General features: G+C 72.4%; 10 protein-coding genes. 6 read left to right on the top strand and 4 right to left on the bottom strand.

The genetic code is table 11. From position 1 onward, the window contains the following. Window positions 1-14: 14 nt before the first annotated feature. The 3 genes from ACVDFE_RS31245 to ACVDFE_RS31255 are packed head-to-tail and all read left to right on the top strand — an operon-like array spanning window position 15 to window position 3,987. Window positions 15-1,160: an acyl-CoA dehydrogenase family protein gene (locus ACVDFE_RS31245; protein WP_360388273.1), complete on the top strand. Its 1,146-nt coding sequence runs from the start codon at window positions 15-17 to the stop codon at window positions 1,158-1,160. Further along, window positions 1,157-2,635, top strand: a complete 1,479-nt coding sequence (locus tag ACVDFE_RS31250; RefSeq protein ID WP_458433010.1) for an amino acid adenylation domain-containing protein — start codon at window positions 1,157-1,159, stop codon at window positions 2,633-2,635. Before ACVDFE_RS31245 ends, ACVDFE_RS31250 begins: the two co-directional genes overlap by 4 nt. Then, entirely contained in the window at window positions 2,632-3,987 is a 1,356-nt protein-coding gene (locus ACVDFE_RS31255) for an NAD(P)/FAD-dependent oxidoreductase (protein ID WP_458433011.1), read from the top strand. Before ACVDFE_RS31250 ends, ACVDFE_RS31255 begins: the two co-directional genes overlap by 4 nt. Window positions 3,988-4,014: 27 nt before the next feature. Here ACVDFE_RS31255 and ACVDFE_RS31260 read toward each other — a convergent pair whose 3' ends face one another. Further along, window positions 4,015-4,647 (bottom strand): helix-turn-helix transcriptional regulator, encoded by a 633-nt coding sequence (locus tag ACVDFE_RS31260; RefSeq protein ID WP_360388266.1) that lies wholly within the window; start codon window positions 4,645-4,647, stop codon window positions 4,015-4,017. Between the two features lie 265 nt (window positions 4,648-4,912). Between ACVDFE_RS31260 and ACVDFE_RS31265 the strand changes: the two genes are divergently transcribed. The 3 genes from ACVDFE_RS31265 to ACVDFE_RS31275 all read left to right on the top strand — a co-directional run bounded on the left by ACVDFE_RS31265 (window position 4,913) and on the right by ACVDFE_RS31275 (window position 8,572). Next, a complete protein-coding gene (locus ACVDFE_RS31265; RefSeq protein ID WP_458433012.1) occupies window positions 4,913-5,440 on the top strand; it encodes a DUF2017 family protein in 528 nt (175 codons plus the stop codon). Window positions 5,441-5,815: 375 nt separating this feature from the next. Beyond that, on the top strand, window positions 5,816-6,316 hold the full coding sequence (locus ACVDFE_RS31270; protein WP_360388261.1) for a hypothetical protein: 501 nt from the start codon (window positions 5,816-5,818) through the stop codon (window positions 6,314-6,316). Window positions 6,317-6,463: 147 nt separating this feature from the next. Next, window positions 6,464-8,572 (top strand): Hsp70 family protein, encoded by a 2,109-nt coding sequence (locus tag ACVDFE_RS31275; RefSeq protein ID WP_458433014.1) that lies wholly within the window; start codon window positions 6,464-6,466, stop codon window positions 8,570-8,572. 62 nt (window positions 8,573-8,634) lie between these two features. Here the strand turns inward: ACVDFE_RS31275 and ACVDFE_RS31280 are convergent, their stop codons facing one another. Genes ACVDFE_RS31280 through eccB form a run of 3 tightly spaced genes read right to left on the bottom strand, consistent with a single transcriptional unit; the run spans window position 8,635 to window position 15,998 of the window. Then, window positions 8,635-11,979, bottom strand: coding sequence for a right-handed parallel beta-helix repeat-containing protein (locus tag ACVDFE_RS31280; RefSeq protein ID WP_458433015.1), 3,345 nt, complete (start codon window positions 11,977-11,979; stop codon window positions 8,635-8,637). Then, window positions 11,979-14,576: a hypothetical protein gene (locus ACVDFE_RS31285; RefSeq protein WP_458433016.1), complete on the bottom strand. Its 2,598-nt coding sequence runs from the start codon at window positions 14,574-14,576 to the stop codon at window positions 11,979-11,981. Before ACVDFE_RS31285 ends, ACVDFE_RS31280 begins: the two co-directional genes overlap by 1 nt. Window positions 14,577-14,624: 48 nt before the next feature. Beyond that, window positions 14,625-15,998, bottom strand: coding sequence for a type VII secretion protein EccB (eccB, locus tag ACVDFE_RS31290; protein WP_458433018.1), 1,374 nt, complete (start codon window positions 15,996-15,998; stop codon window positions 14,625-14,627). Window positions 15,999-16,000 lie beyond the last annotated feature (2 nt).

The raw sequence follows: 16,000 nt of genomic DNA on the forward strand, positions 1-16,000 counted from the left end.
TGGCCGAGGAGCCCATGGACTTCGCACCGGACCCGGACCAGTCGTTGCTCGCCCGGCGCAGCCACGAGCTCGGCCTGGCGCTCAACGCACCCGACGAGCACGACCGTTCCGGCGACCCGTGGTTCAGCAGGCGGAAGTGGCGGCGCTGCGCGGAGTTCGGCCTGCTGGGCCTGAGCGTTCCCGAACGGTGGGGAGGTCTCGGGCTGGACTCCGTGAGCACCTGCACCGCCGTCGAGGCCTTCGCCAGGGGTCATGCCGACCTGGGGTTCGTGTTCTCGGCGTGTGCGCACACGTTCGCGTGCGGGATGCCGATCGCCGAGCACGGAACGCAGGCGCTGTGCGACGAGGTGCTGCCGCGGCTCGTCTCGGGCGAGTGGGTCGCGGCGAACGCGATCACCGAGTCCGAGGCGGGTTCGGACGTGTACGCGATGCGGTCGACCGCTGTCCGCGACGGCGACCGCTACCTGCTCAACGGCACGAAGAACTACGTGACGAACGCACCTCTCGCGGACGTGTTCGTCGTGTACGCGAGCACCGACCCGAGCAGCGGCTACCTGGGCATCAGCGCGTTCGTGGTCCCCCGCGACACCCCCGGCGTCACGGTCGGGGCTCCCCTCCCGAAGACCGGGCTGGCCTCGTCCCCGCTCGCACCGGTCTACTTCGACGACGTCGTGGTGCCGGTGGAGAACCGGCTGGGCGAGGAGGGCGACGGGCGAGCGATCTTCACCGGTTCGATGGACTGGGAACGCACGTGCCTGTTCGCCGCCTACGTGGGCGCGATGGACCGGCAGCTCGCCGCGACCGTCGCGCACACCGGTGAGCGCCGCCAGTTCCGCCGTCCGCTCGCGCGGCACCAGGCCGTCGCGCACCGGCTCGCGGACATGAAGCTCCGGCTGGAGGGCGCGCGGTTGCTGCTGTACCGCGCGTGCTGGCGCCGGGACCGGGGGCAAGCCACCCCGCTCGACGTCTCCCTCGCGAAGCTGGCGGTGAGCGAGGCCGCGAAGCTCAACGCACTCGACGCGGTGCACCTGCACGGCGCGATGGGGGTCATGGCCGGGTCAGGGGTCGACCAGGCGATCGCCGACGCCGTTCCCGCGGTCATGTTCTCCGGCACGTCCGAGATCCACCGCGACATCATCGCGGCGCAGCTGCGGTCATGAGGCTCGAACAGCACGTCTCCGGCTTCGCGAAGGCCACACCGGAGGCGTTGGCGGTGTGCGGGCCGGACGGCGACCTGACCTACCGCGAGCTGGACGTGCGAGCCGACGTGCTCGCACGCGAGCTGGCGTCGCTCGGTGTGGCGGCGGGTGACAGGGTGGTGCTGTGGGCGCCGAAGTCGGTGTTCGCCGTCGCGGTCACCCAGGCCGTCCTGCGGCTGGGCGCGGCCTACGTCCCGGTGGACCCGAGCGCTCCCCCGGCACGGGTGGCCGCGCTGATCGCCGACTGCGGGCCCGCCGCCGTGGTGACGACCGGAAGCCGGATCTCCGCGCTGCCACCCCTGCCCGCGCTGGTCGCCGAGGACGACCTCAGCGGGTGGGCGGCCAGACCCGCCGCGCGGCCGGCGGTGGAGCGTTCGCCCGACGCGGACCTCGCGTACGTGCTCTACACGTCCGGCTCGACCGGCACGCCCAAAGGGGTGTGCGTCAGCCACTCCGCGGCCTCCGCGTTCGTCACCTGGGCGGCCGCCGAGCTGGAGGTGACCCCGTCGGACCGCCTGTCCAACCACGCGCCGCTGCAGTTCGACCTCTCCGTGTTCGACCTCTACGCGGCGTTCCGGTCGGGCGCGTCGGTCCACCTCGTCCCCGAGCTGTCGCTCCCGCGGGACCTCGTGCGGTTCGTCGTGGACCACGCCATCACCGTCTGGTACTCGGTGCCGTCCGCGCTGACGATGATGATGGAGTTCGGCCACCTGCTCGACGTGCCCCGGCTGCCGCTGCGCGCCGTGGTGTTCGCGGGAGAGGTGTTCCCCGTCGCCCACCTCAGGGTCCTGCGCGAACGCCTGCCGTCGGCGGCCCTCCACAACTTCTACGGCCCCACCGAGACGAACGTCTGCGCCAGCCACCGCGTCGGGGACATCCCGGCCGACCGGTCGGAACCGGTCCCGATCGGCACGGCCGCGGCGGGCGACGAGATCTGGGCCGTGCGCGAGGACGGCACCATCGCGGCGCCAGGGGAGGAGGGCGAGCTCGTGGTCTCCGGTCCCACGCTGATGACCGGCTACCTCGGCCACGAGCCGTTGAAGGGCCCGTACTCCACCGGTGACGTCGTGCGCAGGCTGCCAGAAGGCGGGTTCCTGTACCTCGGGCGGCGCGACGGCATGGTGAAGGTCCGCGGCTACCGGGTGGAACCGGGTGAGGTCGAGGCGGTGCTGCACACCCACCCGGACGTCCTCGAGGCAGCGGTGACCGTCACCGGCTCCGGGCACCTGGCACGACTGGTCGCGTGGGTCAGCACCCGCTCCGGGCAGCCACTGCGCGCAGGCGAGGTCAAGCGCTTCCTGGCGGCGCGGCTCGCTCCCCACCTCGTTCCCGACCTCGTGCGCACTGCCGGCCGGTTGCCCAGGACGACCAACGGCAAGGTGGACCGCCGTGCGTTGAGCGAGCAGGACAACCGTTCAGAGAGGCTCCAACCGTGACAACGGATGTCTACGACGTGTGCATCATCGGTGGCGGTCCCGCGGGCTCCACCACCGCGTCCTACCTGGCGATGGCGGGCATGCGCTGCATCGTGCTGGAAGGCGACTCGTTCCCGCGCGAGCACGTGGGTGAGTCCCTGGTGCCGAGGTCCACGGTGGCACTGGACGAGATCGGCGTGCTGGACAAGATCGACAAGGCCGGTTTCGCCCGCAAGTACGGCGCAGCCTGGACGGCCTCCGCGGACGACCTCCCGCTGCCGGACGGCGTGCAACGGCGCCGGCGGGCCCGCTTCAGCATCCCGCAGGTCGAGTTCCGGTTCGCGGAACGCGAGCAGACGGGTGTGGCGTTCGACTACACCTACCACGTCGACCGGGCCAGGTTCGACACGATCCTGCTGGAGCACGCCGCCGAGCTGGGCGCGGTCGTGCGCCAGCAGGCCAGGGTGCTGCGGGTGGACCTCGACGGCGAGACCAAGCGGGTGGTGTACCGGCACAACGGGGTCACGTCGGAGGTGCGCGCGCCGATGGTGGTCGACGCGAGCGGACGCGGCACGTTGCTCGGCCGCCAGCTGAAGCTCAAGGTGCCCGACCCGGCGTTCAACCAGTACGCCGTGCACAGCTGGTTCGAGGGCCTCGACCGGGAGGCCGCGAGCGGCACCACCGGCATCGGTGACTACACGATCATCCACTTCCTGCCGTTCGCCGGTTCGTGGATGTGGCAGATCCCCATCTCCGACACCGTCACCAGCGTCGGCGTCGTCACCGAGAAGTCGCGCCTGCGCGGCGCGAGCGCCGACCTGGAGAAGTTCTTCGACGAGTGGGTGGGCACGCGCCCGCCGCTGGCGCAGGCACTCCGCTCGGCACGGCGGCTGCGCCCGTTCAAGGCGGAGGGCGACTACAGCTACTCGATGCGCGAGCTGTGCGGCGACGGGTGGGTGCTGGTCGGTGACGCGGCCCGGTTCGTCGACCCGATCTTCTCCAGCGGCGTGGGCATCGCGCTCAGCAGCGCACGGCTCGCGGCGAGCAGCATCATCGCCGCCGCTCCGACCGGGTTCTCCAAGGCCGCGTTCGCGGAGTTCGAGCGCAAGAGCCGCAACGCGACCCAGTGGTGGCGCAACTTCATCGTCCTCTACTACCGGCTCAACGTGCTGTTCAGCTCGTACATCCGCGATCCGGAGCACCGGCTCGACCTCGTCCGGTTGCTGCAGGGCGACTTCTTCGACGACGACGAGGAACCGGCGGTGCTCGGCAAGATGCGGGAGAAGCTGGAGCTGGTGGAGAACAACCCGAACCACCCGTGGCACGACGCCCTCCGCTCGCTGCAGACGCAGGCGTGGATCGACAGCAGGTGACAGCGGGCCGTTCCCGGTGTCGTCACGTCACCAGATGAGCCCCCGGCGCAGGGCCTGCAGGACCATCGCCGCCCGGTCGCCCGTGCCGAGCTTCCTCCCGATGCGTTCCAGGTGGGACTTGACCGTCATGGGGGACAGTCCGAGCTGCCTCGCGGCCCCGCTGTTGGTGCAGCCCGCCGCCACCAGCCGGATGACCTCGACCTCGCGCGCCGTCAGGTCGCCGGGGCACAGGTCCCCCGACAGGACCCGGCCGGCCCAGCCACCCCGCGCAGGGTGGGTGTCCGGCCGGACCAGCACACCGTCCACGCCCGCGTCGAGAACCGCCGCGTGCGCCTGTTCGTCGTGCTGCGGCACCACCGCCAGCACGCTGCTCCACCCCAGCGTGCGCAGCGCCCTGATCAGGTGTGCACCCCGCCGCCCGGTGGCCGCCAGGTCGACCAGGGCGAGCCTTCCCGGCGGTTCGTCGAGGACCAGGCGGCGCAGCGACTCGAAGCCGGGCGCCGGGTGCACCACCCGCACGTCCACCGCGTCCAGCGAGTCCGCCACCAACGACGTGACGTGCGCGTCGACGCTCACGACCAACGCGGAACCCCCGCGGTCGCCCTGGAGAGGCGGCCAGAACATCATCCCCACCTTCGCCGCGCAGCAGGTCGCGGTCATCGAACTCCGTTGTCCGGACGGCCTTCCGAGCTCCTCGGGCGGGCCCCTCCCACGGTGACACGCCCCGACGAGGTCGTTCCGCCCGAAACGGCACCTGATCACACCCGGTCCGCGACCGTGGCCCCCGCACGGCCCGGGGAGGGGTGTTCGCGCACAGTTCATGCCCAAACGGACTCGAAAGCCCAGGTGAAGTCGAGAACCTCCGGCCGTCGGACGAGCATCCTCACTCGACCTGGTGAACACCCGACGACCCGGAGGAGTCCCGATGATCAGCTGGGACCGTTGCGGCGACTCCACCTACGTCGGAGTGCTGAGCAGGTACGAGATCGAGGTGCTGCGCAGCTACGCCGACGGGCTCGTCTCGTTGCTGGACCACCACCTCGCCCTGTTCGACACGACACCGGACGGGTGGGCCTGGCCGCACCCCTCGCTGCACAGCGACGTGAGGGCCACCGCGATCCTCCTGGCCGAGATCGGAGGACAGGAACCCGACTGGGTCCACTCCCTCTCAGCGGCCACGTGCCTGCGCGACGTCTCGTCCCGCGCTCGCCTCATGGGGTGCGCGCTGTCGTCCACGACCGGCGTCGTCCACCTCGCTTCCCGCGCGGAAGCGGAAGCCTGGCTGGGCTGCATCCGGCTCGTCCTCGTCATCATCACCGCGGTGGCGGACGAACGGGGAGAGGTGCGCGGCAACGCCTGTGAGCCGACGGTGTCCTGGTTGACCGAGGTGTCAGCGGGGCTCAGCGCGGTGCTGGACGGCACCGCCAGCCCGACGATGACGATCGGCCGCTGACGCCTGTTATCCATTGTGGACGATTGTTCGCCCGCTTCTCACCGATCGCAGTGGCGGTTGCCGAAACCTGTCCTAATTGGACACCACACCCGACGGCTGCGTCCCGGGCCCGGCCTGCTGGCACGAACCCGGGACGGGTACACCGTGGCGCGGCGTACAACGGCTGGATCAGCCGTCGGCCACTGTATTCCGATCACACCGGCCGCGGTCGGGTTCTGCCTGAACGCACACGAAACGGTGTCGGCGAGTACACCGGCCGGTGGACCGCAAGGGAGAACCGCGCTGCCCCTGAGCACCTGTTCCCACACCGGAGCGGAACTGGCTCCTAACCTCGGAACCGCACCCGCTCACGGGTGCTCAGCGAGGAGGTGGCCGATGGTGCTCACCAAGCCGGAGCCGGCGCAGGCCGGCGCGCGGTGGTACCGCGAACGCATGCTCTGGAACACGGCGGTCGCCGGCAGGTCGATCGTGTTGTCGCTCGGCGGAGGACTGGTCGCGTTCGAGACCACCGCTTCCCTTCTCCTGCGGGCGCGGAAGGTCATGGAGCACAGCGGGATCGAGATGCCTCCCACTGTGCTGGACCGGCGCGGGAGGACCGCGGTGGTGCTCGCCGAGTCCGACGGTGCCGTGCTCGGGCAGTGCCAGATGCCCGGTGGCGTCCGCTACCTGATGGCACCCAGCACGGTCGAGCTGCCGGTGGTGCACGTCGCCGCGACCGCCCAGGACAGGAGCTGGGTGCGCTGCCCGAAGGCCGACGACCGCCGGCTGCCGTCCGCCAGCTCGGTGCTGGCGGCCTTCATGGCGGTGGTTCCGCCCGGCCTGCGCCCGGCGAGGTCCGTCACCGCTGCCGTGCGAACGCGGACGCTCATCGGCTGAGACCGCTCCGGCTCCGCGGTCACCGGGACGCGTGGGCCGGTCGAAGGCAGACATGTCTGCCTGTTCGGTTCGAGTTCCGGCTGGGTGCCGCGATCTCCAGTTGACTGGGATGTCACCGCAGTGCGGCAAACACCATGGAGTACTCGCATGTCTTACGGTTTGGGTGTCGACATCGGCACGACCTACACGGCCGCCGCGGTGTCGGACGCCTCGGGCACCCGTGCCATCCCGCTCGGCCGCGACGTCGTCGTGTCCTCCGTCGTGTTCGCCACCGAGGGCGGCGAGCTGATCACCGGTGACGCCGCGGACGGGGAGTCGAGGAAGCAGCCGCTGCGGGCCTCCCACTCCCACAAGCGGCGGCTGGCCGACCCGACGCCGTTGAAGATCTGCGACGTGGTGCGGTCCCCCGCGCTCCTGATGGCCGCGCAGCTGCGCGACGCGGTCTCGCTGGCGACCGCGATGCGGGGACGGCCACCGGAGTCGGTCGTGCTGACCTGCCCCGCGGTGTGGGGGCCGTACCGCCGGGAGCACTTCTCGGAGGTGCCGCGGCTGGCGGGCGTGCAGGACGCCGTCATCGTCACCGAACCAGAAGCCGCTGCCATGCACCACTCGGTGGAACGCAGGCTCGGCGAGGGCGAGATCGTCGGTGTCTACGACCTCGGCGGCGGCACCTTCGACGCCACCGTGCTGCAGGCGCGGCGGCACGGCATGGAGATCCTCGGCACCCCGGAAGGGGTCGAACGGCTGGGCGGCATCGACTTCGACGACTCGCTCCTCGCGCTGGTGGACCAGCGCGTGGACGGCGAGATCACCCGGCTCGACGCGGCCGACGCCGAGCAGGCCCGCGTCCTGCTGTCGGTGCGGGAGGCGTGCCGCAGCGCGAAGGAGGAGCTGTCCGCGGCCACGGACACCGTGCTGCGGCTGGACCTCCCCGACGGCACCCGCGAGGTGACCGTGACCCGCGCGGACTTCGAACGTGCCATCGCACCCCAGCTCGCGCTCACGACGGACGCGTTCCGCCGCACGATCTCGTCGGCCGGTCTGCGCGCGGACGACCTCGCGAGCGTGCTGCTCGTCGGTGGGTCCTCCCAGATCCCCCTGGTGGCCGACACGCTGTCCAAGGCCGTCGGCAAACCGCTCCGCGCCGGACTGCACCCCAAGCTCTCCGTCGCCCTGGGCGCCGCTGCCCTGGCGCGCAACGCGCTTCAGCGCTCCCCTGCCGTGCCGGCCGCTGCTCACCGGTCCGCCGTGCCTGCTCACGCGGTGCCCGGACACCCGGCGGGGCCGCAGGCTCCTGCGGTCGGGCCGGTTCCCGTGGGCGCGCCGGTGCACGCGACCCCGCCGACTCCCTCGGGTCCGTCGGTGCCTGCGGGCGCCTCATCGCCCGCAGGCCAGCCACCGTACGCAGGCCCGTCGCCCGCAGGCCCGTCGTTGCCCACAGGCCCGTCGATGCCCGGCATCCGGCCCGTCGCCTCCGTCGACGAGCTCCCGGTGCGGCGTCGCAACGTCACGACTACACCGCCCACCAGGTCCGCGCGCAAGCGGAACACCGCGGTGATCGCGGCAGCGGCCGTGACTGTGCTGGCCGCCGGCGCCATCACCGCGGCGGTGGTGCTGACCTCGGGAGAGGACTCCGGCGAACCGCCGGCCCCGGCCGCGGCGAACGGCACCAGCGCTCCCCCGGCGTCCTCCGGTCCCCGGTTCCTGCACGACGGCCGCGACGTGGCGCCGTTCCACAGCATGGTCGGCTCCGAGGCCAACTGGGCGGGCACCGCGCTGACGGCGGACGGCAAGGCCTCGCAGCAGGCGGTCGCGGTCCGCCCCGCCGACGTCAACGGCTCGAAGGACGGGCGGCAGGTGACGTGGACCGGCAAGGGCGCGGCGCAGTTCTACGTGCAGAACCCGCAGGGCCGGCTGGACGCGACGTCCTACCTGAAGTCGGGCACCCTGACCTTCGACGTGGTCGTCGTGAAGGCGCCCACCGCCGAGGTGTCGCTCGCCGCCCACTGCGGCTACCCGTGCGCGGCGCAGCTCAACGTCACGAAACCGTTGCAGCGGCTGCCGGTCGGGCAGAAGACGACGATGCGCATCCCGTTGAGCTGCTTCGCGGGCAAGGGCCTGGACACGGCCGCCGTCGACGTGCCGTTCCTCGTGCACACCACCGGCGCGTTCGAGGCCAAGTTCGCCGAGGTGCGGTGGGAACCCCTGGGGACGACGGGTTCGGCGCCGGTCACCCCCTGCGCCGACCTCTCCTGAGCTTCCCCCTGACGTGACCAGCGGTTCCAGCCCGGGCTGGAACCGCTGGTCGCGTTGGCTGCTCAGCCCACGGAGGCCAGCCCCTCCTCCGCGGCGACCCGCGGCGTCCCGCTCCTCATGAGCAGTTCGAGGTCGGCGGCGGTGAGGGTGCGGGAGGCCGCCGTGGTGGCGAGCCGCTGGGCGAGCCGGTGCACGTCCCTGGCCGTCCGGCCGCGGGTGTGCGGCAGGAGGTCGCGCAGTGCGGTCGTCACCTCCTCGGGCACCTCGTGCCCGCGGCGGGTCAGGTGGCGCACGACCAGTGCCGCCAGCTGGTCCACGTCGTAGTCCTCGAAGTCCCACCGCTGCGCGAAGCACCCGCTCAGCTCGGAGGAGAACTCCAGCAGACGGGCCAGCGCGAGGTCCTCACCGCTGAGCAGGACGACGGGTCCGGCCGGGTTGCGCCGGGTCACCTCCACCAAGGCTTCCAGCACCTCGATGCGGCGTTCCGCCGAGTCGGCGGCCCACTCGTCGTCCACGTCGAGCAGCAGGACACCGCCGCGCGCGTCGTCGAAGGCCGTGGCCATCAGGCTCATCGCCTGTCCGGGCCAGCGCGGGCACAGGTCCGTGCCGAGCGACAGCCGCGTCACGTGACCGGAGTCGACCAGCCGCAGCTCCGCCAGTGCCTGCGCGTAGTGCGCGGCCACCGCGCGCCGTCCCATGCCCTTGCTGCCCGACAGCACCACGTTCGCGTGCCGGCCGACGCCCTTGTTGCGCGCCTTGAGCCCGCACAGCTGCACCAGGGTGCGGCCCAGGGCTTCGCGGACGCCGGTGAGCCCGGACATCGCGACGACGCGTTGCCAGCCGAGCGTCGCCTCCACGGCGGCGACGGGGTTCGTGGCCGAGTCCGGTCCCGCGGTCCTGGGCGCCACCTCGCCGAGCGCGGTGACCTCGGCGGCGAGGTCCTGGCCGGTGAGCCGGTTCAGCTCGGTGTCCTTGTCCGGTGGGGCCAGCGCGAGCCGGGACGCCTGGTTGTTCACCATCGACTCGAACAGCTTGCGGGCCACGCGGCCGTTGCCGAACGTGTCGTTCTTGGGCACGCGCTCGAAGTAGTCGGTGAGCGCGTCGACCGCGTCGTCGGTCAGCTCGTAGTAGTGCTTGCGGCACAGGTTGGTGGTGATCGTGACGAGCTCGTCGACGCTGTAGTTGGGGAACTCGATGGTGCGGGAGAAGCGGGACGCCAGACCGGGGTTGGAGGCGAGGAACTGCTCCATCAGCTCGGAGTAGCCCGCCACGATCACCACGATCTCGTCGCGGTGGTCCTCCATCATCTTCATCAACGTGTCGATGGCCTCCTGACCGAAGTCGGGGCCGCTGCCGCCCGACCCGCTCGACAGGGTGTAGGCCTCGTCGATGAACAGGACGCCGCCCATCGCCTTCGTGACGACCTCGGCCGTCTTGATGGCCGTCGCACCGATGTACTGGGCCACCAGGTCGGCCCTGGCGACCTCGATCATGTGTCCCTTGGCGAGGATGCCGAGCTCCGCGAGGACGGAGCCGTAGAGCCGTGCGACCGTCGTCTTGCCCGTGCCGGGAGGGCCGGCGAAGACCAGGTGGCGGCTCATGGGCGGCATCGGCAGGCCCATCTGCTGCCGCCGCTGGGACATCTTGATGAGGTTGATCAGACCGAGCACCTCGTGCTTCACGCCGTCCAGGCCGATCAGCGAGTCGAGCTCGGCCAGCGGGCCGTCCAGCTCGGCGCCCATCGCACCGCCGAGCGCGGACGACGCCGGGGACGCGGTGCCGGAGGGGTGTTCCGGCGCGGCCGGCCTGGGCGCGGGAGCCGCGGGCTGCGCGGGCCGCTGGGAGGCCTGTTCACCCGTGGTGATCCCCGTGACGGACAGCCGTTCGTGCTCGACCGCGCGGCGCACCGGGCTGCCGCCGCTGCCGGTGACGGTGCAGTCCGCGACGGTCACCGCCTCCTCGGTGTCCAGCAGGACGCCGTCGCCCGCGCTGTCGGTGATCTCGCACCCGCGCACCTCTCCCCGCGCGCCGCTGAGCAGGTGCACGCCGTGCCGCCGGGCCGACCTCACCCGGCACCGCACCGCCTGCAGGACGCTGCCCGCACCGGCGCTGAGGCCGTCTCCCGCCGCCGCGATCACCTCGCTGTCCTTCATGGACAGCGAGGCGTCGTTCGCGTGGACACCGCCGCCGCGGACCAGGGTGGAGGCGAACTCGCCCCGTGCTCCGCTCAGCACGGTGACCAGGTGCTCCGCGGACCCGGTGACGCGCACGTCCGTCACCTCGGCCTGCGCCGACTCCGCCAGCGAGATGCCCGCCGCGTCACCGACGTCGATCACGGCGTCGGCGAGCACCAGCCGGGACTGGCCCTTCACCAGGACGGCGGGACCGCTCGCCGGGGTGGTGCGGAAGCCCTTGAGCTCCACCGTGGACCCGGAGTCGACCAGCACGGCGCCGCGGTCGCTGCCCTCGACGGTGAGCTTGCCGAACACGGCCTTGGACGCCGTGTCGACGACCACCCCGACCGGGCTGGCGCCGACGCGGCAGTCGTCGAACCGGGGTGAGGCCCCGCCGGTGACGTAGACGGCGTTGCGGCCGGCCGAGGTGAAGTGACAGCCCCGCAACCGGGGGGAGGCACCGCCCGCGATGTGCGCGGACTGCACGCCCGCGCCGGTGAACACGGAGTCGGTGACGGTGACGTCGCCGGTGCTGCGCACGTAGAGGTCGAGGCTCGCGCTCCGGCTGATCTTGACGCCCCGGACGTCCGCGTTCGCCTCCTGCTCCACGACGAGCGCGGGCTTGTCCGCCTCGACGATCTCGCAGTCCTCGACGACCAGCCGTGCGCGGCCGTTGGCGCAGATGCCGTTGCCACCGGCCTTGCGCACGGCGACCCGGCGCAGCACGAGGTTGCCGTCCTCGGTCACCACGACGCCGGACGAGGCGTTGCCGACCACCTCGGTGTCCTCGACCGTGCTGAGCACGCTCGACGTGACGACGATGCCCGCGCCACCGGTGCTGGTGATGGCGCACCCGCGCAGGACCAGGCTCCCCCGCCCCTGCACGAGCACCGCCCACGAGGACGCCGAGACCCGGCAGTCGTTCAGCGCGACCTCACCGGCCCGGATGTCGACGGCCGGCACACCGGAGTCGGTGCACGTGAGCACCAGGCCGGAGAACTGGGCCGCCGCGGCGGCCACGACCGCGACGCTGCCGGTCTGGGCGACGAGTTCCACCGTGCCGGCTCCGTCCTCGGCGGTGATGGTGACCATCCGCTCGATGACGAGGTTCTCCTCGTAACGGCCGGGCAGGACGCTGATGGTCGCGCCGTCGCGGGCTTCCCGCAGCGCGGCGCCGATCGTCGGGTAGGCGCCCGGCCGGTCGGTGGCGACCACCAGAAGTTGCCGGTTCATCAGCTCTCCTCGTGGGTCGTGGTCCTGGTGAGCCCCGGCCGCTGGACGAAGCGCGCCAGCGACGACTCGGGGACCCGTGCCTCCTGCGTGCCCGCCCCCCAGGTCTGCACGCACCGCCGCAACGAGTTGAGCGCCAGCTCGTCGAGCGCCTCGCGGTTGCGGTCGACCTTGCCCGTCGGGTCGATCTCGCCGGCGGCGAGCTCGCGCAGCAGCAACCGGCCGCGCGCACCGTCAGCGGGAGGGGTCAGCTCCAGCACCTTGAAACTCGTCCCCGGCACGAAGAGCACGCGGTCGGCGACGGCGTCGACGTCCGGTTCCAGCAGCTTCGTCCGCCGGGCCGTCATCGACCAGACGAGCACGTCGACGTCGTTCTGCTCGGACTGGCGCGCACAGGGCGCGCTCAACGCGTTGATGAAGCCCCACTCCGTGACGAGCTTGCGACCGCCGTAGAAGTCGAGCTCCTGCTCGGTCAGGGAGGTGGAGAACACCGCCGGTCCCCGGTGCGACGGCAGCCTGCTCAGCCCCGACACGACGCAGCGCGCGAACGGCACGTGCGGGCCGACCCCGCCCGAGCGCAGGGACTGGTCGAGGCCGTCACCGCTGGGCGACAGGTACAGCCGGATCGCGACGGCGTCGGTCAGCACCGCGCCGGACGACCGCTCGATCGCGCCCTGGAACCCCGGGTGCTCCGACAGCACGCGGTTCACGGAGTTGGCCACGGCCGCGTACTCCTGGCTGAGCGTGCGGCGCAGCCAGCCCCGTTCCTCCTCCAGCCCGCGCTGCGGAACGAGCGCCGCCGCGGCGGCCGCCGGGGTCGGTTGCACGACCGTCACCACCGGGCGTGCCGCGGCCTGCGGCGGTGCCGGTTCTTCTGCCGCAGGCGGTTCCTCGGCCGGGGTCGCGGCAGGCGCGGTGACCGCGGGTTCGGTGACCGCGGGTTCGGCCGGACGCTCCGGTGGCGGAGCAGCAGCGGGTTCGGCGACGGTCAGGTCGGGTGCCGAGGGCGGGAGCAGCGGTGGCGTGCTCGCCGGAGGCGCGGAGACCGGTCCGAAGTCCAGCACTGGCGCGGAAGACGCCGGCGCTGGCGCCGACTCGGAGATCAGCGGTGACTGCGCCGGCAGCGGGTCCGCGACCAGCTGCCCGTTCTCCAGGCGGACCGTCGCCGTCTCGAACGACGGCTCCAGGGCGAACGGCGCGTCGGTCGGCGCCGTGGTGAACTCGCGCGGCAGGTGCGGTGCGGGGGCCGGCAGCGACGGGACAGCGGGCTCGGCCACCGGCAGCGGCAGCGGCGCGACCTCGGTGGCCGGGGTCAGCACCGGAGCGGCGACCGGCTCGGCCGGCTGCTGTTCCACGACGCCCCACGCCTTGCCGCCGACCTGGTTGCGCTGCCGCGCGACCGCCAGTGCGGGCACCAGCTCGCTCACCCGGCGCGTCTGCGAGTCGAGCCTGCCCAGCAGGTCCTGGGCCGCGCGCCGCACCTCCGGTGCCACCGCGTCGACGCCCTCCTCGAACAGCACCAGGTGCCGCTCGCCGTCCGGTTCGGCCGTCCTGACCGCCGGAGCGTGGGCGACCTCCTGCTCCAGGCGCACCCAGAGCCCCGCGGGGACGACCTCCAGCAGCACGTCCTGGGTGTACCGGTAGACGGCCGGTTCGACCTCCTCGATGCCGAACAGCGGGTCCCGGTAGCTCAGCAGGGCCGGCAGCGGTGCGGCCTGCCCCTGCTGGGCGGGGAAGTAGGCCACCTCCAGCGCGAACGGCTGCCAGCCCGGCGTGCCGTCGGAGCGCAGGGTCACGATGCGGGGATCGGTGCGCGACCCGACCGGCAGACCGTTGTAGCAGGTGATCTGCTCGCCCAGCGCGTCGGCGACGTGCTGGCCGTACGGGCCGCTGTCGGGCAGCGTCATCGGGCCGAACCTGACCACGCGCAGCTTGGCCCGCAGGTCCTGGGGCAGCCAGCTCCAGAACCGGGTGATGTCGTAGAGCGTGATCGGAGGGGCGCCGGGGCAGCCCAGCACGATCGTGCAGACGTCGGGCTGGCACGGCATGGTCTCGATCAGCCGCTGCCGGTGCTGCATCAGCAGGCTCTCCGACCCGCGCGGACGCAGCCACACCCCGCCGGGCAACGGCTCGCTCACCGCGCTCGCGCTGGTCGGCATGACCTCGGCGAGCGCGGACACGGTCTCCCAGGTGGGCCTGGGGAAGCGCTTGCCGTCCCGCTTGGGGGGCTTGCCCGGCTGGAACCGCACCCATCCGGTGCCCCAGCCCGCGTCGACGAAGAGCGAGCCGCCGACGCCCGGCATCACCGTGCCGTCGGGTGCGATCACGGTGCGGCCGAGCCGCTCGGAGAACCACTGGCCCGCGAGCACCGTCGTCTCCCTGGTGCGGCCACCGATGACGAGCCGCACGCCACGTCGCTTGCGGGGCAACAGCTTCGCCGCGGACTCCCACGTCGTGAACGTGCTCGACGGTGGCAGGTCGACCACGACGAGCTCGTGGTCGGGGTCGGCGGCGAGGTTCAGCGCCATGTCGCGGACCTCGTCGCGCAGGACATCGCGCGGGTGCACCACGAGGGCGTTGCCGATCGTGTGACTGGTCATGTCCCGGTCACCACCGCGGTGATCCGGCCTCCTGGTCAGCAGGCTCACTCAGCCACGTCCTTTCCCACTCACGCCCACGGCGGCCCGGCTGAGGCCCGGACCGCTGGGAATCTGCGCCAGCACCCCGGCGGCGACCGGTACCGGTGCGACACCGCCGAACCCGAGTGCGCTGATGCTGTCGTCGTCGGCCAGCCGGTACTTCAGGCCGCGATCGGTGATGAGGTAGCGGTCGGGCTTCGCACCGGCACCCTTCGGGGCGGGCACCGACGCGGCGAGCACCCCGGTGCCGGGCTTCGCGCGCACCCCGACCCGTTCGTTCATGCCGAACCCCGCGTCCGCGCGGTCGACCGTGACGGCCTGGCTCACGACCTCCGCGCCGTCGGGTTGCTGGCGCAGGCAGAACGCGCGCTCCCCTGCGGGAACCGGCTTCGCGGCTAGCAGGTCGGGAACGCGCTTCACGAGCGAGTCGTCGTCCGAGTGCGGTGCGCTCGCCAGCGCCTCGGACCCGATCTCGACGGCGGCGCCGCCGTTCTTGGCCTGCAGCAGCACGGCCTCGGTGCGCGACACCGGGGCCAGGCCGTCCTCGCGCAGGACGGAGAAGTTCTCGACGCCGTTGCCGGCCACGTGCCGGAACACCGTGCCGACCGGCCGCGCGACACCCCCGACGTCCACGTTCTTCTTGCCCTGCTGGGGAATGACCGCCGGTCCCACTTCGGGGCCGTCCGGCAGCGCGGAGAGCCACACGGGCGGCGCGACGGGCGGCTTGCCCCCGCCGAGCCCGAGCGCCAGGGGGACGAGCGGGTCGGTGAGCCGCAGCTTCCGGTTGCCCCACACCACGTACTGCTGGCCCTCGGTGGACGCCACCCAGAGGTACTCGGTCCCGGCGACGGGAGCCGAGGGCACGTCGGGGTCGACGGTCATGCTCATCAGACCGGTGCCCTCCACCTCGACGCCGGCGCTGCGCGGCAGGCACAGCAGCCAGTGCCCGGCCACCAGCGAGGAGGCCGGGGGCACCGGGTCGGGCGCGTCGGGGATGCCGACCGGCTGGCCGCGTTCCAGAGCGGCGAGCGACGCCCGCGAGATGGACTCGACCTTGGCACCGGCACCCTTGAGGAGCATCGCGGACGCGTGGTTGAGCACGGGCACGAGCTGTCCCCGCTCGTACACGAACCGCGCGCCGCTCTCCTTCTCCACGAGGATGGCGTTGGGCTTCTTCCACGCCATGTTGCCGCCGGGGTTGATCAGGCCGTACACCCAGAACGCCACGCCGATCAGCAGCGCCAGCACCACCCCGAACACCAGGCCCATGAGGGCGCGCCGCGCGGGTGCCTCGCTGTAGTTGGTGTCCCCCAGCAACAACGCCGAGCTCATCCGGCCGACGAGCGTCTGGTAGGCGTGGACGTGGTCCTTCTTGGTCTGCACCG

The sequence above is a fragment of the Lentzea chajnantorensis genome (assembly GCF_054300775.1).